This is a genomic window from Kineococcus aurantiacus, from assembly GCF_013409345.1.
Taxonomy (GTDB): Bacteria; Actinomycetota; Actinomycetes; order Actinomycetales; family Kineococcaceae; genus Kineococcus; species Kineococcus aurantiacus.
This window is the reverse complement of the sequence record NZ_JACCBB010000001.1, coordinates 1,372,584-1,392,496: the sequence shown is the minus strand read 5'-3', so window position 1 is coordinate 1,392,496 and position 19,913 is coordinate 1,372,584. Positions and strand designations below refer to the sequence as shown.

Sequence of the window (19,913 nt, the reverse complement as noted above, 5' to 3'; positions counted from 1 at the left end):
GTGACCCAGACGCCGTGGCTCGTCCTCGTCGACCTGCAGCGCATCTTCGGCGCGCCCGGCAGCCCGTGGGCCGCGCCGCGGTTCGACGCCGCGGCGGCTGCGTGCGCCCGGCTCGCCGAGCGCTTCGCGCCGAACGTCGTGCTCACCCGCTTCGTCGCCCCCGCCGCGCCGCAGGGGGCCTGGGCGGCGTACTACGAGCAGTTCCCGTTCGCCCTCGTCCCCGACGACGACCCGCTGTACGAGGTCGTCGACGGTTTCACCGGCCGGGGGTTCCCCGTCGTCACCCGCCCCACGTTCGGCAAGTGGGGCCCGGAACTGGCGGCCGTCACCGGGTCGTCGCCGCTGGTCGTCGGCGGGGTCTCCACCGACTGCTGCGTGCTGTCCACGGTGCTGCCGGCCGCCGACGACGGCATCGCCGTCACGGTCGTCGCGGACGCGTGCGCCGGGGCCAGCGACGCCGACCACGACCGCGCGCTGGACGCCCTGCGGCTGTACGCCCCGCTCGTCACGGTCGTCGACTCGCTGGCGTGAACTCACCGGGCCGAGGTCCGGGCGACGATCTCGCGCGCGAGGTCACCGGCCGCGGCGGCCTCGCCGTCGGCGACGGCACCGGCCAGCGCGGTGTGCAGCCGCACGTCGTGGGCGGCCGGGCGCACGCCGGCGCGGTCGGCCACCGCCAGGCCCACGACCGCGCCGAGCGCGGCGAACGTCGCGTTCCCCGACGCGCGCAGCAGGAGGTCGTGCAGCTCGGCGTCGGCGCGCGCGAGCCCGCCCGGGGCCCGCAGTTCCCGCGCCAGCCCCCGCAGCCGGGTGCGGGTGGCGTCGTCGGCGTTGCGCGCGGCGGCCTGCGCGGCAGCCGGTTCCAGGACCTGCCGGAGTTCACGCAGTTCCCGGGTCTGGGTTTCCCGGTCCGGTCCGGACAACCGCCAGCGGACCACCTGCGGGTCCAGCAGGTTCCACTGCGCGGCCGGCCGGACCACCAGCCCGACCCGGGGGGAGGCGGTCAGCAGCCCCAGGGAGGCCAGGACGCGGGTGGCCTCGCGCACGACGCTGCGCGAGGCCAGGGTCCGGTCGACGAGCGCCTCGACCGACGTGCGCGAACCCGCCGGGAGCCGCCCGTCGACGACCGCGGAACCGACGTCGTCGAGGACCCGCTGGAACGCCGGGCTCCTCACCGCCGGGGCACGGGGGAGACGACGAGCTCGTCGATCCGCACGTGCGCGGGGGAGTCCAGGACGAACTGCACGGTGCGCGCGACGTCGTCGGGGGTGAGCATGTGCTCGCGGGCCGCGGCGTCGGGGACGACGGGGCGCTGGTCGAGGAAGTCGGTGGCGACGTCGCCGGGGCACAGGTGGGTCGCCCGGACCCCGTGCGCGGCCTCGCCGGCGTTCAGGGTGCGCACGACGGAGGACAGGGCGCTCTTGCTGGCGGAGTAGGCGACCCCGGCGTTGGGGTGGAAGGCCCAGCCCGCGTACGAGGAGACGACGACCACGAGCCCGGAACTGGCGCGCAGGTCGGGCAGGGCGGCGTCGACCACGGTGACGACGGCGTTCAGGTTCACGGCCACGACGTCCTGGAAGGTGTCCACGTCCTGGTCGTCCCACTGCCGCTGCGGCGTGTTCCGCCCCGCGGCGAGCACGAGGGCGTCGAGGCGGCCGAACTCCGCCACGACGCGGTCCCGCGCGGCGCGGACGGCGTCCCGGTCGCGCACGTCCAGCGGGATCTGCAGGGTCGTCCCGTCGATGCCGGACGCCGTGTCCCGCAACGCCTCCGCGCGCCGTCCCGACAGGACGACCGTCCACCCGGCCGCCGCGGCGGACCGGGCCACGGCCCGGCCCATGCCGGACCCGGCGCCGGTGATCCACAGGACTCGTTGCACGTCGGTCTCCTCGGTCGTAGGTTCTGACTCAACAGTATGCTCATTGACGGTACGCTCACCGAGGAGTTCACCCGTGCACCTGGACCTGACCGAGCGCGTCGTCGTCGTCACCGGGGCGGGGCGCGGGATCGGCCGCACGCTGGCCCACCGGTTCGCCGGGGAGGGCGCGCACGTCGTCGCCCTCGACCGCGCCTTCGAGGACCCCGGGGAACCCGGTGTCCGCCAGACCGCGTGCGACGTCACCGACCCGGACTCGGTCCGGCGCGCGGTCGAGGCGACGGTCGCGGAGTTCGGGACGATCGACGTCCTCGTCAACAACGCCGGGGTCAACGTCGACGGCCGCGTCGCGGACCTCACCTGGGAGCGGTTCCGGCAGTGCCTCGACGTCAACGTCGGAGGGGTCTTCCTCGTCAGCCAGGCCGTCGCGGAGGTCGTGAAACCCCGCCGCCGGGGCCGCATCCTCAACGCCGCGTCGTTCGCCGCGATCGTCCCCAGCGTCGGCAGCGCCGCCTACGCCGCGTCCAAGGCCGCCGTGGTGCAGTTCACCCGCGTCCTGGCCTCCGAGCTCGGCCCGTACGACATCACCGTGAACGCCTACGCCCCCGGCATGGTCCCCACCGCCATGAACGGGTTCGCCGACCTGCCCGCCGACCAGGCCGACGAACTGCTCGACACCCTCTCGCTGCGGCGCTGGGGCCGCGCCGACGACATCGCCGACCTGCTCGTGTTCCTCGCCAGCGACGCCGCGGGCTACATCACCGGCACGCTCCTGGACGTCTCCGGCGGCAAGCTCGCGACGCAGATCCCGAGCCGCGCGCGCCGGTGAGGGCGGAGGCGTCCCCGCCCGGGGCGGGCCCGTGGGCCGGGCACCGGTCGCTGACCGCCGCCGGACCCGGTCACCGGAGTGCTCGGTCACTGAAGTGCTCGAGCACGGCCGGGGTCGGGGACCCGGAGCGGTCGGGGCCGGTGGTGCCCTACCGGATTCCCGCGGCGCGCAGTTCCCGCGCCAGCCGGGCGGCGTGCCGGGTGAGGACGCCGGCGACGCGCTCGACCTCCTCGTCGGTGGCGAGGGCGGCGGGCAGGCTGCAGGACAGGGCGTCCGTCGCGGGGATGCGGTACTCCACGCGCACGCCGACGCAGACGGTGCCGGGCAGGTTCTGCCCGCGCTCCACGGCCCACCCGCGGGTGCGCACGTCGTGCAGCTCGGCGTCGAGGGCCGCCCGGTCGGCGACGGTGTCGGGGGTCAGCTGCGGGAAGGGCCCGGCGGGCAGCAGCGCGTCGAGCTCGGCGGCCGTCCGCTCGGCCAGCAGGGCCTTGCCGAGGGAAGTGGCGTAGGCCGGCAGGTACCGCCCGACCCGCGAGTGCGCGCGGTGGGCGTCGGCGGCCTCGCGGGTGGCGAGGTAGACGACGTTGGGGCCGTCGAGGCGGGCGACGTGGGTGGTGCAGCGGGTCTCGTCGCGCACGGCCTCGACGGCCGCCAGGGCCAGCGGCAGCGCGGGGTCGCGGTCCAGGTAGGCGGTCCCGGTGAGCAGGGCCCGCGACCCGATGCCGTACCCGCCGGCGCCGGGCCCGGACGTCGCGGGCGGTTCGATCCAGTGCAGGTCCACGAGGGTGCGCAGCAGCGCGTGCAGGCTGGAGCGGGGGTACCCGGTGCGTTCCTGCAGCTGGGCGACCGTGAGCACGTAGGGCGGCTGGGCCAGGGCCTGCAGGATGTGCACGGTGCGCTCGGCCGACTTCACCGGTCCCCGGCCGGTCTCCGCCTCCGGGGTGTCCTCCTGGGTCGCCACCCGACGAGCTTAGACGCCGGGCACGCACGTGGACGGTTCCACGTGCGTGGACGGTTCCACGTGGGTGGACGACGGCGAGAGTGCTCGACGTCGAGGACCTCTCCCGGCCCGGGGAACCCCGGGGGCGGTGGGGTCGGGTGCGCGTTCCGGCGGTCTGGGTGTCACCCCGGGTCGCCGCCGTAGCGGTCTTCACCACTCCGCTCGCCCCTCCAGGCGCCCGGCCCCACCGCACCCACCAGGTACCGCGGCAGCGATCACGGTAAACCTTCAGCGGCTGCGCAGCTGCCCGATCAGCTCGCCGAGCACCCGTTCGGCGTCCTCGTGCGGGACCTGGCAGGTGCCGGCGGCCACGTGCCCGCCGCCGCCGTGCTCCAGGCAGACCGCGCCGACGTCGACGGGGGAGGTGCGGTCCACGATGGACTTGCCGATGGCGAAGACGGTGTTCAGCTTCGCGCGGCCCCACATGACGTGCATCGAGACGCGGGCCTGCGGGAACAGGGCGTAGACGAAGAACCGGTTGCCGGCGTGGATCGTCTCCTCCTCGCGCAGGTCCAGCACCGCGACGTCGCCGTGCAGGGTCGTGACGCGCTCCAGCTGCGCCTTGAACAGGGCCGCCTGCGCGTGGAAGAGGTCGACGCGCTCGGCGACGTCGGGCAGCGCCAGGATCTCCTCGACGTCCTGGTAGTCGATGCAGGCGTCGATCAGCTGCATCATCAGCTGGTAGTTCGAGATGCGGAAGTCGCGGAAGCGGCCCAGGCCCGTGCGCGAGTCCATGAGGAAGTTCAGCAGCGTCCAGCCGGTCGGCTCGAGGATCTCGCTGACGTCGTACTGCGCCGCGTCGGCTTGGTCGACGGCGCGCATGAGCTCGTCGGAGATCTTCGGGAACCGCGCCGCACCCCCGAAGTGGTCGTAGACGACCCGGGCCGCCGAGGGCGCCTCGGGGTCGATGACGTGGTTGGCGGCGCCGGCGTTGCGCAGCGTCTCGGAGTGGTGGTGGTCGAAGACGAGGTGCGCCCGCGGGTCGTAGGGCAGGTTCGTGAGGATGTCACGGCCGGTGATCTCCACGGCCCCGTCCTGCACGTCCTTGGGGTGCACGAAGGTGATCTCGTCGACGAGGTCGAGCTGGCGCAGCAGCACGGCGCAGACCAGCCCGTCGAAGTCGCTGCGGGTCACGAGGCGGAAGGTGTCGCTCACACCCGGCTGATCGGCGGCCACGAGCCCGAGCTTGATCGATCGGTGCCGGTCTGTCCCCCGGACGGGTGTCGCGGGCCCCGCGCGGGGCCGCAGCGGTGTGCTTGACGTCCCCGGGGCGCGGTCCCACACTCGCAGCGCCGCGGTGAACCGTGTCACGGTGGCCCGGGCAGTCCCCCCGGCGACGGCCCCGCGGCCGGACGGGGGACCGGACGCGCGCTGGACCTGTGGGACGTTGAGGACATGGCGACGGTCAAGGAAGTCGCCCAGCGGGCAGGGGTGTCGCTGGGCACGGTCAGCAACGTGCTGAACCGCCCCGAGGTGGTCTCGGAGGCGCTGCGCACCCGGGTGCAGGACGCGATCGCCGAGCTGGGTTTCGTGCGCAACGAGTCCGCGCGCCAGCTGCGGGCCGGGGTCAGCCGCACCATCGCGATGGTGGTGCTGGACGTGGCCAACCCCTTCTTCACCGACGTCATCGCCGGGGCCGAGGAACTGGCCGAGCAGCACGACTGCCTCGTGGTCATGTGCAACAGCGCCAACTCCGCCGACCGCGAGGCCCGGCACCTGCGCCGGCTGGACCAGCAGCGCGTCCTGGGGGTCCTGCTGACCCCGGTGCACGACACCCCCGGCCCGGCGCTGACCGAGGTGCGCGACCACGGCACCCCGGTGATCCTCGTCGACCGCGGCGCCGGCCGCGGCGGGCAGGCCTCGGTCGCCGTCGACGACGTCCTGGGGGGACGGCTGGCGGGGCAGCACCTCGTGGGGGCCGGCCACCGCGACATCGCCTACGTCGGGGTCGCCGCGCCGCTGCGGCAGGTGCAGGACCGGCTGCGCGGCGTGCGGGAGGCGGTCGGGGCGGCGGGGACGGTGCGGGTCGTGGAGGCGACGGGGCTGTCGGTGCGGGCCGGGTCGCAGGCCGCGGCGCAGCTGCTGGCCTCCCCGGCGCACGAGCGTCCCACCGCCGTGTTCTGCGCCAACGACCTGCTGGCCCTCGGCGTCCTCAACGAGTGCGTCCGCCGCGGGGTGCGGGTGCCCGAGGAGCTGGCCGTGGTCGGCTACGACGACATCGGGTTCGCCGCGACCGCCACGGTGCCGCTGACGTCGGTGCGCCAGCCGCGGGAGATGCTCGGCCGCACGGCCGTGGAGCTCCTGCTGGCCCAGGTGGAGGGGCGCGCGCCGCAGCAGATCGTCTTCGAGCCCGAGCTCGTGGTGCGGCGCTCGACCGGGCGGCGCGTCAGCCCCTGAGGTCCTCCGGCCGGTCGCGGCGCGGCGGGTGGCAGCATGGCCGCGTGACCGTTCCCGCGCCCGTCCAGCAGCTGCTCGCCGAGGTCGGCGTGGCCGCCTTCACCGCCCGCGACTTCCGCCCCGGCCTCGTCCGGCACGTCGTCCTCTTCCGCTACCGCCCCGAGGTCGACGCCGACCAGCGCGAGGAGGTGCTGCGGCGGTTCCGGGCCCTGGCCGACTCCCCGCGCGACGGGGCGCCGTACATCGTCTCGATCGAGGCCGGGCCCCAGACCAGCGGGGAGGGCGTGGACGGCGGGTTCGACCACGGCATCGTCGTGACGTTCGCCTCCGAGGGGGACCGCAACCACTACGTCGGCACCCCCGTGGTCGAGGACCCGGCGTTCTCCGACCCCGAGCACGCCCGGTTCAAGGAGTTCGTCGGGCCCCTGCTGGCCGACGTCCTGGTCTTCGACGTCGCCGTCCCGGCCTGAGGCCCGGGGCCTGAGGGTCTGAGGCCCGGGATCGGAGTCCCGGGCCCGTCCGGGGTCAGGTCCGCGGCTGGGCGGGGTTGGTGGGCACGCCCTGCGAGGGCGGGTTGACCGGCGGGCCGGTCACCACCGAGGGGCCCTGGGCGTCCGGGGCGGGGGCGTGCTCGGGCTGGGCCCCGGCCGGGTCGCCACCGCTGGGGACGGCGCCGTCGGCCAGCTGCTGAGCCCGCGCGCGCAGCACCGTCAGCACCGGTTCGCGCCGGCCGTGCGCCTCCTCGTGCTCGAGGAGGGCCTGCAGGCCGGGGGCGTCGAGCGAGCGGATCCGGTGCGTCAGCGACGCCAGGGGCAGGTGGTCGTAGTCCGGCACCGGCAGGTGCTCGCGGTCGCTGGTCACGGGGTACCTCCGCGGGGAGGGCGCTGGGCGCCTGGAGCGGCTCCGTCCTTGAACCACCACCGAGCCTAGGTGCCGCACCCCTGCGCGGCGACCGGGCGCGCGGGGCCCAGGGAGCGGGCGGCCGCCCCGTGCGGGGCACCCCGACATCTGGGGTCGGGATGAGCCCGGGACCCCCAGGTGTTGTGGATGAGTGTGTGGACGAGGCCCGTGCGGCGGTGGAGCGGCTGTGGAGGACACGCCGACGCGACACGACACGCCGATCACGCTCCGTGGTCCGTTAATGACGACGAGTGTCACCCAGACGGCCCCGCCGAGGGTGTCGCCGCAGGTCAGGGGCTTGCGGGCCGGACCCCGGTCCCCGACTCGCCCCGGGTGGCGAATCACAACCGTGTCACACACCATGTAGTGGTGGTTTTCCACACCGCCCCCCAGGGGTAGTGTCGTAGTACCCCAGCAGGACGGGAACCCGAGCCGAGACTCCCCGGAGCCCCGGCGACGCTGAACCTGCACGACAGGACCCGAGGGAAGAAGGAACACCCGATGAGCATCACCGTCTACAGCACGCCCTCCTGCGTGCAGTGCAAGGCGACCTACCGCGCCCTGGACCGCAAGGGCCTGGCCTACGAGGTCGTCGACGTGACGGTCGACGCGGACGCGCTCGCGCTGGTCCGCTCGCTCGGGTACGTCCAGGCGCCCGTCGTCGTCGCGGGCGAGGACCACTGGTCGGGCTTCCGCCCCGACCGCATCGACGCGCTGGCCAAGGCCGCCGTCTCCGTCTGACCCGCTCCCCCCGGAGGGTTCCCGTGGCACCCGGCGTCGTCTACTTCTCCAGCGTCTCGGGCAACACGCACCGCTTCGTGGGCAAGCTCGGCCTGGAGCGGCCGGCCCTGCGCATCCCGCTGCACGCGCGGGACGAGCCGCTGCACGTGAGCGAGCCGTTCGTCCTCGTCGTGCCCACCTACGGCGGGGGCAACGGCGCGGGTGCCGTGCCCAAGCAGGTCATCCGCTTCCTCAACGACCCCGCCAACCGGGCCCACCTCCGGGGTGTCATCGGGGCGGGGAACACCAACTTCGGTGAGCACTACGCCGCGGCCGGCGACGTCATCGCCGCCAAGTGCCACGTGCCCCACCTCTACCGCTTCGAACTCTTCGGGACCCCCGACGACGTGCGCCGCGTGCGCGAAGGATTGGACTCGCTGTGACCCTCACCTCCGACGCTCCCGAGCTGCAGACCGTCCCGGCCCAGGGGCCGAGCTACCACACGCTCAACGCGATGCTGAACCTCTGGGACGACCAGGGGAAGATCCAGTTCGGGGCGGACGTCGAGGCCGCGCGCCAGTACTTCCTCCAGCACGTCATCCCGCGCACCCGGCGGTTCGAGACCTTCGAGGCCCGCCTGGACCACATGGTCGAGGAGGGCTACTACGAGAAGCACGTCCTGGACCAGTACCCGCTGGAGTTCGTCCGCGCGCTGACCGACCGCGCGCACGCCGCGAAGTTCCGCTTCGCCACGTTCCTGGGTGCCTTCAAGTTCTACACGAGCTACGCGCTGAAGAGCTTCGACGGCAAGCAGTACCTGGAGAACTTCGAGGACCGCGCCGTCATGACGGCCCTCACCCTGGCCGTGGGGGACCAGCGGCTCGCCACGGCCATCGTCGACGAGGTCGTCGCCGGCCGCTTCCAGCCCGCGACCCCGACGTTCCTCAACGCCGGCAAGGGCTCGCGCGGGGAGCTCGTCTCCTGCTTCCTGCTGCGCATCGAGGACGACATGGAGTCCATCGGCCGCAGCATCAACTCCGCCCTGCAGCTGTCCAAGCGCGGTGGCGGCGTCGCCCTGCTGCTGAGCAACATCCGCGAGTACGGCGCGCCGATCAAGAAGATCCAGAACCAGTCCTCGGGCGTCATCCCCGTGATGAAGCTCCTGGAGGACTCCTTCTCCTACGCCAACCAGCTCGGCGCGCGCCAGGGCGCCGGCGCGGTGTACCTGTCGGCGCACCACCCCGACATCATGCGGTTCCTGGACACCAAGCGCGAGAACGCGGACGAGAAGATCCGCATCAAGACGCTGTCCCTGGGGGTCGTCGTCCCGGACATCACGTTCGAGCTCGCCAAGAACAACGAGCCCATGCACCTGTTCTCCCCGTACGACGTGGAGCGCGTGTACGGCAAGCCGTTCGGCGACATCGCCGTCTCGGAGCACTACCGCGAGATGGTGGCCGACGACCGGATCCGCAAGACGCAGATCTCGGCCCGCGACTTCTTCCAGACCCTCGCCGAGCTGCAGTTCGAGTCGGGCTACCCGTACATCGTGTTCGAGGACACGGTGAACCGGGCCAACCCGATCGCCGGCCGCATCAACATGTCCAACCTGTGCTCGGAGATCCTGCAGGTCAACACGCCCAGCAGGCTGGCCGAGGACCTGACGTACGCCCAGGTCGGCAAGGACATCTCCTGCAACCTCGGGTCGCTGAACATCGCCCTGGCGATGGACGGCGGGGACCTCGGGCAGACCGTCGAGACCGCGATCCGCGCGCTCACCGCCGTGTCGGTGGCCAGCGACATCCAGTCCGTCCCCTCGGTCGCCCACGGCAACTCCCGGTCGCACGCCATCGGCCTGGGGCAGATGAACCTGCACGGCTACCTCGCCCGTGAGCGCGTGCACTACGGCAGCCCCGAGAGCATCGACTTCACGAACGTCTACTTCGCGGCGGTGCTGTTCCACGCCCTGCGGGCCAGCAACCGGATCGCCATCGAGCGCGGCGAGACCTTCGACGGCTTCGAGAACTCCACCTACGCCTCCGGCGCGTTCTTCGACAAGTACGTCGAGAACGACTTCCTGCCCACGACCGAGCGCGTCGAGCAGCTGTTCGCCCAGGCCGGCATCGCGCTGCCCACCCGCGCCGAGTGGGCGGAGCTGAAGGCGTCCGTCGTCGAGCACGGCATCTTCAACCAGAACCTGCAGGCCGTCCCGCCGACGGGTTCGATCAGTTACATCAACAACTCGACCTCCTCGATCCACCCGATCGCCTCCAAGATCGAGATCCGCAAGGAGGGCAAGCTCGGCCGCGTGTACTACCCGGCGCCGTTCATGACGAACGACAACCTGGAGTACTACGAGGACGCGTACGAGATCGGTCCCGAGAAGATCATCGACGTCTACGCCGCGGCGACGCAGCACGTGGACCAGGGCATGTCCCTGACGCTGTTCTTCAAGGACACCGCGACCACGCGCGACATCAACCGCGCGCAGATCTACGCCTGGCGCAAGGGCATCAAGACGATCTACTACATCCGGATCCGGCAGATGGCCCTGGAGGGCACCGAGGTCGAGGGCTGCGTCAGCTGCATGCTCTGAGCGCCGGCTGGATCGATCGGGGGAGAAGGACATGGAGAAGTTGAAGCTCATCGACCGCGTCAACGCGATCAACTGGAACCGGCTGCAGGACGAGAAGGACCTGGAGATCTGGAACCGGCTCACCAGCAACTTCTGGCTGCCGGAGAAGGTCCCGCTGTCCAACGACGTCCAGTCGTGGCAGAACCTCGCCCCGGAGGAGCGCGTCCTGACGATGCGCGTGTTCACGGGACTGACCCTGCTGGACACCATCCAGGGCACGGTCGGCGCGGTCTCGCTCATCCCCGACGCGCTGACCCCGCACGAGGAGGCCGTCTACACGAACATCGCGTTCATGGAGTCGGTGCACGCCCGCAGCTACTCCTCGATCTTCTCCACGCTCGCCACGACGCGTGAGATCGACGAGGCCTTCGGCTGGTCGGAGGACAACGAGGCGCTGCAGCGCAAGGCGTCCATCGTGCTGGAGTACTACCACGGTGACGACCCGCTGAAGCGCAAGGTCGCCTCCACGCTGCTGGAGTCGTTCCTGTTCTACTCCGGGTTCTTCCTGCCGATGCACTTCTCCTCGCGCGCGCAGCTGACGAACACCGCCGACCTCATCCGGTTGATCATCCGCGACGAGGCCGTGCACGGGTACTACATCGGCTACAAGTTCCAGCGCGGGCTGGAACTCGTCGACCAGGCCAAGCGCGACGAGATCAAGGACTACACGTTCGACCTGCTGTACGAGCTGTACGACAACGAGTGCAAGTACACCGCCGACCTGTACGACGGTGTGGGCCTCACCGAGGACGTCAAGACGTTCCTGCACTACAACGCCAACAAGGCGCTGATGAACCTCGGGTACGAGGGCATGTTCCCCTCGGACATGACGAAGGTGGACCCCTCGATCCTGGCGGCGCTGTCCCCGAACGCCGACGAGAACCACGACTTCTTCTCCGGGTCGGGGTCCAGCTACGTCATCGGCAAGGCCGTGGCCACCGAGGACGAGGACTGGGACTTCTGACCCGCCCGGCCTGACCCGGCGAACCCCTCCGTGCACGCGCGCGGAGGGGTCCGTCGCGTCTCAGGGGGTGTCGGGCCCGCCCGCGTGCTCGACCCGGTCGCCCGCGGTGCGCATGTGCGAGCGCATGGCTGCCTCGGCCGCCGCCGGGTCGCGGGCCACGACGGCGTCGAAGACGGCCCGGTGCTCCGCGCAGGCCACCTCGGCCTGCTCGCGGCGACGCAGCCCGCGGCCCACCCACAGCCGCAGCAGGGTGCGGGTCGTCTCCAGCAGGTCGGCGAGGACCTCGTTGCCCGACGTGCGGGCGAGGACGACGTGGAACTGCGCATCGGCCTCGATGAACGCGGTCAGGTCGTCGAGCGTGGCGTCCATGGCCGCGAGGGAAGCGCCCAGCGCCTCGGCGCCGGCCTCGTCGACGCGCTCGGCGGCCAGGACCGCGGCGTGCACCTCCAGGGCGCTGCGGACCTCCGACAGCTGCGCCGTGTGCTCGGCCGAGAGCATCAGGCCCCAGCTGAGGGTGGTCGGCAGCAGGTCGGACATGCTGTCGCGCAGGTAGGTGCCCGACCCGGGGCGGACGGTGACGATGCCGAGCACGTCGAGGGCGGCCAGCGCCTCGCGCACGGCGGAACGGCCCACACCCAGCTCCTCGGCGAGCTGGCGCTCGGGCGGCAGCCGGGAGCCGGGGGCGAACTGCCCCGAGGACAGCAGGTTCGTGAGCTGACGGACGACCTCGGAGACGGCGCTGCCGCGGGGCACGGCCGTGAGCTCCATCCGCGCCAGAGCGGGGTCGTCGCTGCGGAAGGCCGGCACGCCGTCAACGTACCGGAAACGCCGTCACCGGCCCGGCTGTCGTCCCTCGCCGGACCTCGGCGGGTGTGATCAGCACCTCAACCGGTGGAGCGACCTACCACACCTTTGGTGAGGCTAGCCTTGGCTCGTGAACCGTCGCTCCGTCCTCGCCGCCCTGGCCGCCTCCGGCGCCCTCACCACCCTCGCCGCCTGCGGCGGGGACGACACCGCCACCGGGGGGTCGGCGACGTCCCCGACGACGTCGGCCGCCCCCGGGTCCTTCCCCGTGACCATCGAGCACAAGCTCGGCTCCACCACCGTCGCCGCCGCCCCCACCAAGGTCGTCACCGTCGGCTACAACGAGCAGGACTTCGTCCTCGCGCTCGGCGTGACGCCCGTCGGCACCCGCACCCCCCTCGGCGACTACGACTCCACGAAGCGGCCGTGGGCCGCGGACCTGCTGCCCGCCGGCGGCATCCCCTCCGTGGGGCAGGCGGAGCTGAACTTCGAGCAGATCGCCGCGCTGCAGCCCGACCTCATCATCGGCGCGTACTCCTACATGACGCAGGAGGACTACGACAAGCTCACCGCCATCGCCCCCACCATCGCCGACGTCATCCCCGCCGGGCAGGACGCCTCCACCACCGCCGCGGCCACCTGGCAGGAGGAGCTCGCCGCGATCGGCAAGGCGCTGGGCAAGGAGACCGAGGCGAGCTCGCTCACCGACGACGTCGAAGCGCAGTTCACCGACGCCGCCGACGCCAACCCCGGCTTCGCCGGCAAGACCGTCAGCGTCGTCCTCTACAACCAGGGCTACTACGCCCTCGACGCCACCGACCCCCGCGGCGACTTCTTCCTGCAGTTCGGGTTCGACGCCAACAGCGCGACCGGCTCCCTCAGCGAGGAGCAGGTCGTCCAGCTCGACACCGACGTCCTCGTGGTCCTCGGGCTCAGCAGGGCCGACTTCGCCCAGAACGCCGCCGCCGCCCGCCTGGCGGTCGTCACCGAGAACCGCACCGTCTACGTCCCCACCTTCGCCGACGACTTCGCCGGCGCCCTGGGGTTCTCCAGCCCCCTGTCGCTGCCGTTCGCCATCGAACGGGCCGTCCCGGCGCTCGCGGCCGCCGCCGACGGCGACCCCGCCACCGTCCCCGCCGACCTCTGACCCCCGCCACCCCGGGCGCGCACCGCCCGGGGTGGCACGAGCACGGCCCGTGATCCTCCACAATGGACCCGCACGTGCAGCCCAGGGCGTGCCGACGGTGACGTGGGGACGACCAGCCGGCCAGGGGGCCGGCTCCGTGGGAGGGCTGCGTGAGCGTGCGCGCCGACGCGGTGGCTGCTGCCGTGAACGACATCGCACAAGTGCTCGCCCGGCGCGGTGAGCCGCTCGACCTGGCGCACCGGCTCGTGGAGCACTGCGCCGACCTGCTGTCCGCCTCCGCCGTCGGGCTCTTCGTCGAGGACGCCGACCAGGAGCTGCAGGTGCTGGCCTGCACCCCCACCGACGTGCGCGTCGTCGAGCTGTTCCAGGTGCGCACCCTCCAAGGGCCCTGCATCGAGGCCTACCGCACCGGTCAGGTCGTCTCCGTCGACACGGCCACCGCCCTCGCCGCCCGCTGGCCCGAGTTCGCCGCCCAGGCCGCCCAGGTCGGCATCGTCGCCGTGCACACCGTCCCCGTGCACAGCGGCGGCCGCACCATCGGCGCCCTCAACCTCTTCCGCGACCACGAGGGCGCCTTCTCCGCCGTCGAGTCCGACGTCGCGCACGCCATGGCGTCCTTCGGGGCCGTCGGCATCACCCAGCTCGAGCACGTCGCCGAGGGCGCGCGCGTCCAGGCCCAGCTGCAGGAGGCCCTCGACAGCCGCATCGTCCTCGAGCAGGCCAAGGGCGCCCTCGCCCAGCGCTACCGCGTCCACCCCGACGACGCCTTCCAGCGGCTGCGCGCCCGGGCCCGGGCCGAACGCCGCCGCCTGCGCGACGTGGCGCAGGAGGTCGTCGACGAGCTCGTCCGGACCGCCTAGCCGTCCAGCTCGCCGGGCGCCGGGCGGGGCGCGCGCGGTGCCTGCCAGCCGCGCAGCACCCCGCCCGTGCGCAACCCCGCGCACACCACCCCGCCGGCGAACGCGGCCACCCCCGACTCCACCCCCAGCAGGGGACCGGCCACGGCGACACAAGCCCCCAGCAGCGCCGGCACCGCGTACAGGCCGCCGGTGAGGATGCTGGGCACCTTGCGCACCAGGACGTCCCGCAGCGTCCCCCCGCCCACACCCGTCAGCCCCCCGAGCAGGATCGCCTGCCCCGCCCCGGCCCCCGCGTCGACGGCCAGCTGGGCCCCGGTCACGGAGAACAACGACAACCCGATCGTGTCGAACACCAGGATCGGCCGGTACACCCGCACCAGCAGCCGCTGCCCCCAGAACGCCGCCAGCGCCCCCGCCGTGGCCGTCGCCAGGTAGTACCAGGTCCGGAACGTCGCCGGCGGCAGCTCACCCAGCAGCACGTCCCGCGCGATCCCGCCGCCCACGGCCGTCACGATCCCCAGCGTCACCACCCCGAACAGGTCCAGGTGGGTGGAGCGCATCGCCACCAGCGCCCCGTCCAGGGCGAAGGCGAACACCCCCACCAGCTCGAGCAGGAGCAGGAATCCCTGTGCGGTCACCCTGCCGATTCTGCCGCCGGGGGCGGGATGCCGCCGCCGCGCGGGGGAGCGCCCGGCCGGGGGACGCAGCCCGCAGGGGTGGTGGAGGCCCGCGGGCACGTCTGCGATGATGGGCGCGGGTCCGAGGGCCCGGGGCCTCTAGCTCAATCGGCAGAGCAGCGGACTTTTAATCCGCGGGTTCAGGGTTCGATCCCCTGGGGGCCCACCCACCGCGCAACGGTTTCTCGGGTCGTCCAGCCCCCGTCACCGTCGCTTCAGTCCGCACTCGGCCCGCACGCGCCTTCCAGGTCGCCTCAGCGTCCGGGTCCAGCCGGTCCGTGACCGCGCCCACGTCGTCGTCGAAGGGGTGCTGGCACGTCGACAGCTCCAGCGCTGGCGACGTGTGCCCGAGGAGCACCTGGAGGTGACGGACGCGCGCGCCGGCCGGGGCCGCCAGCGATGCCGCCGTGTGTCTCGACCCGTGCACGGTGAAGCCCTCACGCTCCACCCGATCAGTGGCCGCCACGAAGACCTCGGGCCCGCCAGTCGCGCAGAGGGAGCAGCACACCCGTCGGTGCCGTGCAGACGAGCCCGTCGGGCCCACGGCCGGCGCACGGAGTGCACGTCCCGGACCCTCAGAGGCGCCACCCACCCCAGCGCATCCTCGTGGAGACCGAGATCCGGACCACCGGGTACATCGGGGCCGACGACGACGCCGGGGAGCAGGTCGCCGCCCGCTGGGCCCGCGACGACGTCGTCGCGGGCCCAGCGGATGGGCCCGAACCGCTGGTCCCTGCGGCGCGTGTGGACACGGGCCCAGGTCAGAGGCCGACCTTGGACACTCCGTAGTCGGCCTCAGCGGCGCTGAAGCCCTCGAAGGTGAGCTGATCGGTCAGGCCCTGGCGCGAGAAACCCGACATCTCCAGGTAGCTGGCCGCCTTCTTCGCGGCCTGCTCGTTCCAGTCCGCGCCAGTCTGGTCCACGCCGTAGGCCGCATCCTCCGGGGAGAACCCCTCGAAGGTCAGCTGCTGGATCAGGCCGGACCGGGAGAAGGCGCTGAGCTCGAGGTAGCTCTCCGCCTTCCGCACCGCGTTCTTCTGGGAGACCGAACCGCCCGTGAGGGCCTCGGTGGTCTCCGCGGGCGCGGGGGCCGGCGCCGCCTGCGCGGGGGCGGACGTCTCGACAGCAGCAGGCTCGGACGGCGTGGCGACCTCCGCGGCCGCTGAAGCAGAGGCGGCTGCGGAACTGATGGCGGTGCTGGCTGCGTCGGTGCCGGCGCCGATCGCGGCGAAGAGGACGATCCAGCCGATGATGCCCAGCGCCAAGGAGATGGAGGAGACGATGATGCCGGCCTTCACCCGGGCCGGGCTGATCTCGCCGCGCCTGGCCTTGCCGCGGGCCACCAGGCCCAGGACGAGGCCGATGAGCGAGCAGATGCCGACGATGAAGCCGACAGCGCCGAGGACGACGCTCGCGGTGGCCATCCCAGCGGGCTGGTTCGTCACCTGGGAGTGCTGCGGCGCAGTCGGGTACTGCGTGGACATGGACGTCTCCTGAAGTCGGTGCGGGTCGTCGCTGAGAGCCGCAGGTGACATCGGTGCTGAACTCCGAAACGTCACACGCGCCCTGACCCCCCTTTCGGGGGTCACGCTGCGTAACCCACATGGGCCTACAGTGCGCAGCGGGCACAGCCAGTGCCCAGCACTCATGGGGGGAACCATGCGCACCAAACGCTTCACCACGCTCGCCGCCACGGCGGCGGTCGCGGCCAGCCTGCTGGGGGCAGGCACCGCGCACGCCGCCACGGCCAAGCCGGACCTCGTCGTCACGAAGGTCACCTGGGCTCCGCAGTCGGTCGCCGTCGGGCAGCAGCTCGCCTTCACCGCCACCATCAAGAACCAGGGCAACGCGCCCACTCCGAGCGGCGTCATCCACGGCATCGGCTTCCAGGTCGACGGGAAGCTCCGCACCTGGTCCGACCTGTCCACCTCGCCCCTCGCGCCCGGCGAAACCCGCACTCTCACCGCCAACAGCGGACCCACCGGCTCCCGCACCTGGACCGCGACTCTCGGTGGCCACGAGATCCTCGCCTACGTCGACGACGCCGGCCGCATCGCCGAGTCCAACGAGTCGAACAACCGCACCAAGACCACCTTCACCGTCACCGCCAAGCCGACGCTGACCACCACGTTGGTCGGGGCCAGCAGCTACAGCACCTTCCCCGCGATGCCCGTCAAGACCGGTGTCGCCAGTGCCATCAGCGGCTCCGGCTACGGCTCCTGCTTCACCGACACCGGAGCAGTCCCCGGTACGGAGACCTACCTCGGCGAGTACAGCGCCGGACCCGGCAACTACTACACCGGCGGGCCGTTCAACTACTCCGGCCTCGCCGAAGTCCCCGCGGGCGCGACCAGCGCCACCAGCGTCCCCGTGAGCCTGACGGAGATCCGCAAGTGGCACTACCCCGATCCCGGACTGAAGATCACCTGTGCCGACGGTCAGTACCCGGGGTTCTCCAAGCTCCACGTCACCAGGGTCACCACGAGCAGGTGGACCCTCAACGACGGAGGCTGGTCCGGAGTGACCCAGCTTGCGACTGCCACGGCCGTCGCCAACGCTGACCTGCCCATGTGACGCTCGCGCCTCCCGGCCGCCAGCCCCCGACGCCTCACGGTGTCGGGGGCTTCGTGCTGTCGGAGATCAGGCCGCGGGAGCTCCCACCAACCCAGCTCTGGAAGGCTGGTTGAGCGGCGATCTGGCCCAAGGCACTGCCGGGTCCGCCCGGTCAGCTGGGCAGCAACCGCCGCACGGCGATCGGGTCGGCGAGGTCCGGGGTCAGCGCCTCCAGCAGCTCGACCACCTGCGCCCCGGTGTCGTGGCGCTGCCACGCCGCCTCGTCCTGCCACTCCTCGTACAGCGCGAAGGTGGCTGGGTCGTCCACGTCGCGGTGCACCCGGTACTGCAGGCAGCCGGGTTCGGCCAGGCTGACCTCGGCCAGCTCGTGCAGCCGGGTCAGCACCTGCCCTGCCCTCCCCGGCCGGGCCCGCAGCACCACGACCAGGACGTAGGTGTTCGTCCCGTCGGGGCCGCCCGGGGCGGTGGGGGTGCTCAACCGTCGACCTGGGGGACGTCGGTCCACGCACCGGTGGCGGCCGAGGCCAGGACGGCGTCGTCGACGAGGGTGGCCTGGTACCCGTCCTTGAAGTTCGGGCTGACCGACCCGCCGGTGGCGATGGCGCTGAAGAAGTCGTACGCCTCGATGATCTTCGTCTCACCGTAGCCGATGCCCAGGGCCGGGATCGGCCACAAGCCGTGCCCGTAGGGGGTGTTGGGGCCGGTGTAGACGGTGCGGAAGCCGCGGCGGTCGCCGCCGTCGGACGCGAAGCAGACCTGCAGCTCGTCGCGGCGCTCGTAGTTGAAGACGATGGAGCCCTCGGTGCCGTGGATCTCGAAGGTGATGTGGTTGTTGCGGCCCCAGGCGTTGCGGGTCGCCTCGATGGAGCCGACGGCGCCGTCGGCGAAGCGCAGCATCGTCATCACCTCGTCGTCGACGTCCACGTCACCGCGGGGGCCGTCGCCGCCCCTGGTGGTGCCGAGGCTGTCGGCGCCGCCGGACTGCAGGGGCCGGGTGGGGATGAAGGTCGACGTCATCGCGTTGACGCTCGCGATCTCGCCGACGAGGTAGCGGGCCAGGTCGACGACGTGGCTGCCGATGTCGCCCAGCGCGCCGGAACCGGCGATGTCCTTCTGGAACCGCCACGACAGCGGGGAGTCCGGGTCGGCGCTCCAGTCCTGCAGGTAGGTCCCGCGGAAGTTCAGGACGCGGCCGATGGCGCCCTCCTCGAGGTACTTCTTCGCCAGGGCGACGGCGGGGGTGCGGCGGTAGTTGAACGCCACCATGTGCACGGTCCCGGCGTCCTTCACGGCGTTCCACATCTGCGCGGCCTCGGGGGCGGTGCGCGCCAGCGGCTTCTCGCAGATGATGTGCTTGCCGGCGCGCGCGGCGGCGACGGCGATCTCGGCGTGCAGGTGGTTGGGCGTGGCGATGTCGACGACGTCGACGTCCGGGTCCTCGACGACCTGGCGCCAGTCGCCGGTGGACCGCTCGAAGCCGAAGCGGCGCGCGGCTTCGGCGGCCAGTTCCTCGTTCGACTCGGCGATGACGGACCGCACGGGCAGCGCGGGGGCGGGCCAGAAGAACATGGGCATGGCCGCGTAGGCCAGGGAGTGGGCCTTGCCCATGAAACCGCCGCCGATGAGGCCGACGTTGAGGGTTCGCACGGTGCTGCTCCTGGAGTTCGTGGGGGGTCGTTGCGGGGGAGGGGCGGGCCGGTTCAGCGGCCGGTGGCCAGCAGCCGGTCCAGGTACGCCTTGCTGGTCCGGGCGGCCTCGGCGGGGTGCCCGGCGTACTCGTCCAGCTCGACCACGAGCCAGCTGTCGTAGCCGGACTCGCGCACGGCCGCGACGATGTCGGGCAGGTCGAGGGTGCCTTCGCCCAGCGGGAGGAAGGCGAAGGGTTCGGGGCGGAAGTCCTTCAGGTGGACGTGCCGGATCCGGTCGGGGTAGCGGCGGATGAGGGCGGCGGGGTCGCCGCCGCCCGCGGCGAGGTGCGCGGTGTCGGGGCAGAAACCGATCCGGGTCCGGCTCATCAGGCGGTCCAGCTGCTCGGGGGACTCGACGATGGTGGACAGGTGCGGGTGGTAGCTGGCCTCCAGGCCGTGCTCCTCGGCGATCGCGGTGACCCGGTCCAGGGTCTCGCCGAGGCGGTCGTAGTCCTCCCCGGGGATGCCGGCGCTGCGGGTGGCGCCCCCGCCGACGACCAGCCGGCCGGCGCCGAAGGTGGCGGCCAGTTCCGCGGCCCGCCGGACGCGGTGCAGCTCGTCGGGCAGGACGTCGGCGTAGACGAAGTTCGCCCCGGTGTAGACGCTGACCAGTTCCAGGCCGGCCTCGTCGAGCAGACCCTTCAGGGTGCCGGGTTCGTCGGCGAAGTCGAGGAGGTTCCCGTCGAACATCTCGGTGCCCTCGTAGCCGGCGGCGCCGATGTCGCGCACGGCCTCGGCCATGGAGCCGTTGGTGCGGTAGAAGAGGTCCTTGACGCTGGTGACGCCGGTGGCGTGACCGACGACGCCGCCCCAGGTGATGGTGTGGTACGCGAGTCGCACTG

The 19,913-nt window shown here is 72.5% G+C and carries 22 protein-coding genes and 1 tRNA gene; 12 read left to right on the top strand and 11 right to left on the bottom strand.

Translation table 11 applies throughout. The annotated features are described in order from the left end of the window. Positions 1-531 carry an isochorismatase family protein gene (locus tag BJ968_RS06660; protein WP_179750311.1) on the top strand — a complete coding sequence of 177 codons (531 nt, stop codon included), beginning with the start codon at positions 1-3 and terminating at the stop codon, positions 529-531. 2 nt (positions 532-533) lie between these two features. Here BJ968_RS06660 and BJ968_RS26410 read toward each other — a convergent pair whose 3' ends face one another. Beyond that, positions 534-1,175: an FCD domain-containing protein gene (locus tag BJ968_RS26410; protein ID WP_179750309.1), complete on the bottom strand. Its 642-nt coding sequence runs from the start codon at positions 1,173-1,175 to the stop codon at positions 534-536. Then, on the bottom strand, positions 1,172-1,879 hold the full coding sequence (locus BJ968_RS06650) for an SDR family NAD(P)-dependent oxidoreductase (RefSeq protein ID WP_179750307.1): 708 nt from the start codon (positions 1,877-1,879) through the stop codon (positions 1,172-1,174). The genes BJ968_RS26410 and BJ968_RS06650 overlap by 4 nt, the downstream gene beginning before the upstream one ends. A 73-nt stretch (positions 1,880-1,952) precedes the next feature. On the opposite strand from BJ968_RS06650, the gene BJ968_RS06645 reads away from it, so the two are divergent. Beyond that, entirely contained in the window at positions 1,953-2,705 is a 753-nt protein-coding gene (locus BJ968_RS06645) for a glucose 1-dehydrogenase (protein ID WP_179750305.1), read from the top strand. A gap of 148 nt (positions 2,706-2,853) precedes the next feature. Here the strand turns inward: BJ968_RS06645 and BJ968_RS26405 are convergent, their stop codons facing one another. Continuing rightward, complete coding sequence (locus BJ968_RS26405) at positions 2,854-3,666, bottom strand: IclR family transcriptional regulator domain-containing protein (RefSeq protein WP_179750303.1); 813 nt, start codon at positions 3,664-3,666, stop codon at positions 2,854-2,856. A 267-nt stretch (positions 3,667-3,933) separates the two neighbouring features. Next, positions 3,934-4,860 (bottom strand): exopolyphosphatase, encoded by a 927-nt coding sequence (locus tag BJ968_RS06635; RefSeq protein ID WP_343077869.1) that lies wholly within the window; start codon positions 4,858-4,860, stop codon positions 3,934-3,936. 240 nt (positions 4,861-5,100) lie between these two features. On the opposite strand from BJ968_RS06635, the gene BJ968_RS06630 reads away from it, so the two are divergent. Beyond that, positions 5,101-6,102, top strand: a complete 1,002-nt coding sequence (locus BJ968_RS06630; RefSeq protein WP_179750301.1) for a LacI family DNA-binding transcriptional regulator — start codon at positions 5,101-5,103, stop codon at positions 6,100-6,102. A gap of 44 nt (positions 6,103-6,146) precedes the next feature. Continuing rightward, complete coding sequence (locus BJ968_RS06625) at positions 6,147-6,572, top strand: Dabb family protein (RefSeq protein WP_218884877.1); 426 nt, start codon at positions 6,147-6,149, stop codon at positions 6,570-6,572. A gap of 55 nt (positions 6,573-6,627) precedes the next feature. Here BJ968_RS06625 and BJ968_RS06620 read toward each other — a convergent pair whose 3' ends face one another. After that, entirely contained in the window at positions 6,628-6,963 is a 336-nt protein-coding gene (locus BJ968_RS06620; protein WP_179750299.1) for a DUF8129 domain-containing protein, read from the bottom strand. A 540-nt stretch (positions 6,964-7,503) separates the two neighbouring features. Between BJ968_RS06620 and nrdH the strand changes: the two genes are divergently transcribed. The 4 genes from nrdH (at position 7,504) to nrdF (ending at position 11,321) form a co-directional block, all read left to right on the top strand. Then, a complete protein-coding gene (nrdH, locus tag BJ968_RS06615; protein ID WP_179750297.1) occupies positions 7,504-7,743 on the top strand; it encodes a glutaredoxin-like protein NrdH in 240 nt (79 codons plus the stop codon). Between the two features lie 23 nt (positions 7,744-7,766). After that, a complete protein-coding gene (gene nrdI / locus BJ968_RS06610; RefSeq protein ID WP_179750295.1) occupies positions 7,767-8,165 on the top strand; it encodes a class Ib ribonucleoside-diphosphate reductase assembly flavoprotein NrdI in 399 nt (132 codons plus the stop codon). A 71-nt stretch (positions 8,166-8,236) separates the two neighbouring features. Beyond that, the gene (nrdE, locus tag BJ968_RS06605; RefSeq protein ID WP_246314762.1) at positions 8,237-10,318 is read left to right on the top strand and encodes a class 1b ribonucleoside-diphosphate reductase subunit alpha; all 2,082 of its coding nucleotides are present in this window, start codon (positions 8,237-8,239) and stop codon (positions 10,316-10,318) included. Positions 10,319-10,349: 31 nt separating this feature from the next. Beyond that, entirely contained in the window at positions 10,350-11,321 is a 972-nt protein-coding gene (gene nrdF, locus BJ968_RS06600; RefSeq protein WP_179750291.1) for a class 1b ribonucleoside-diphosphate reductase subunit beta, read from the top strand. A gap of 60 nt (positions 11,322-11,381) precedes the next feature. On the opposite strand, the gene BJ968_RS06595 is transcribed toward nrdF, so the two are convergent. Then, entirely contained in the window at positions 11,382-12,128 is a 747-nt protein-coding gene (locus BJ968_RS06595) for an FCD domain-containing protein (RefSeq protein ID WP_218884876.1), read from the bottom strand. 127 nt (positions 12,129-12,255) lie between these two features. Here BJ968_RS06595 and BJ968_RS06590 point away from each other — a divergent pair, with 127 nt between their 5' ends. Both BJ968_RS06590 and BJ968_RS06585 read left to right on the top strand, forming a co-directional pair. Then, the gene (locus BJ968_RS06590; RefSeq protein WP_179750289.1) at positions 12,256-13,272 is read left to right on the top strand and encodes an ABC transporter substrate-binding protein; all 1,017 of its coding nucleotides are present in this window, start codon (positions 12,256-12,258) and stop codon (positions 13,270-13,272) included. 149 nt (positions 13,273-13,421) lie between these two features. Continuing rightward, positions 13,422-14,132 (top strand): ANTAR domain-containing protein, encoded by a 711-nt coding sequence (locus BJ968_RS06585; protein WP_179750287.1) that lies wholly within the window; start codon positions 13,422-13,424, stop codon positions 14,130-14,132. Here the strand turns inward: BJ968_RS06585 and BJ968_RS06580 are convergent. Next, on the bottom strand, positions 14,129-14,770 hold the full coding sequence (locus tag BJ968_RS06580; RefSeq protein ID WP_179750285.1) for a TRIC cation channel family protein: 642 nt from the start codon (positions 14,768-14,770) through the stop codon (positions 14,129-14,131). The two genes, BJ968_RS06585 and BJ968_RS06580, sit on opposite strands and share 4 nt — an antisense overlap. Before the next feature lie 132 nt (positions 14,771-14,902). Here BJ968_RS06580 and BJ968_RS06575 point away from each other — a divergent pair. After that, positions 14,903-14,975, top strand: a tRNA-Lys gene (locus tag BJ968_RS06575). A gap of 595 nt (positions 14,976-15,570) precedes the next feature. Here the strand turns inward: BJ968_RS06575 and BJ968_RS06570 are convergent. Then, the gene (locus tag BJ968_RS06570) at positions 15,571-16,293 is read right to left on the bottom strand and encodes an Ltp family lipoprotein (RefSeq protein ID WP_179750282.1); all 723 of its coding nucleotides are present in this window, start codon (positions 16,291-16,293) and stop codon (positions 15,571-15,573) included. Positions 16,294-16,468: 175 nt separating this feature from the next. Between BJ968_RS06570 and BJ968_RS06565 the strand changes: the two genes are divergently transcribed. Further along, the gene (locus tag BJ968_RS06565; protein WP_179750280.1) at positions 16,469-17,383 is read left to right on the top strand and encodes a CARDB domain-containing protein; all 915 of its coding nucleotides are present in this window, start codon (positions 16,469-16,471) and stop codon (positions 17,381-17,383) included. Between the two features lie 151 nt (positions 17,384-17,534). Here the strand turns inward: BJ968_RS06565 and BJ968_RS06560 are convergent, their stop codons facing one another. From BJ968_RS06560 to BJ968_RS06550, 3 genes are read right to left on the bottom strand one after another with little or no spacing between them, the layout of a single operon-like run. Further along, positions 17,535-17,861, bottom strand: a complete 327-nt coding sequence (locus tag BJ968_RS06560; RefSeq protein WP_179750278.1) for a putative quinol monooxygenase — start codon at positions 17,859-17,861, stop codon at positions 17,535-17,537. Further along, positions 17,858-19,030 (bottom strand): levoglucosan dehydrogenase, encoded by a 1,173-nt coding sequence (locus BJ968_RS06555; protein ID WP_179750276.1) that lies wholly within the window; start codon positions 19,028-19,030, stop codon positions 17,858-17,860. Before BJ968_RS06555 ends, BJ968_RS06560 begins: the two co-directional genes overlap by 4 nt. 53 nt (positions 19,031-19,083) lie before the next feature. After that, the gene (locus tag BJ968_RS06550) at positions 19,084-19,911 is read right to left on the bottom strand and encodes a TIM barrel protein (RefSeq protein WP_179750274.1); all 828 of its coding nucleotides are present in this window, start codon (positions 19,909-19,911) and stop codon (positions 19,084-19,086) included. Positions 19,912-19,913 lie beyond the last annotated feature (2 nt).

Bases quoted from the DNA above. Each gene is read 5' to 3' on its own strand.
- BJ968_RS06630 (WP_179750301.1), top strand. From the start codon at position 5,101: ATGGCGACGGTCAAGGAAGTCGCCCAGCGGGCAGGGGTGTCGCTGGGC.
- nrdH (WP_179750297.1), top strand. From the start codon at position 7,504: ATGAGCATCACCGTCTACAGCACGCCCTCCTGCGTGCAGTGCAAGGCG.
- nrdE (WP_246314762.1), top strand. From the start codon at position 8,237: ATGCTGAACCTCTGGGACGACCAGGGGAAGATCCAGTTCGGGGCGGAC.
- nrdF (WP_179750291.1), top strand. From the start codon at position 10,350: ATGGAGAAGTTGAAGCTCATCGACCGCGTCAACGCGATCAACTGGAAC.
- BJ968_RS06570 (WP_179750282.1), bottom strand. From the start codon at position 16,293: ATGTCCACGCAGTACCCGACTGCGCCGCAGCACTCCCAGGTGACGAAC.
- BJ968_RS06565 (WP_179750280.1), top strand. From the start codon at position 16,469: ATGCGCACCAAACGCTTCACCACGCTCGCCGCCACGGCGGCGGTCGCG.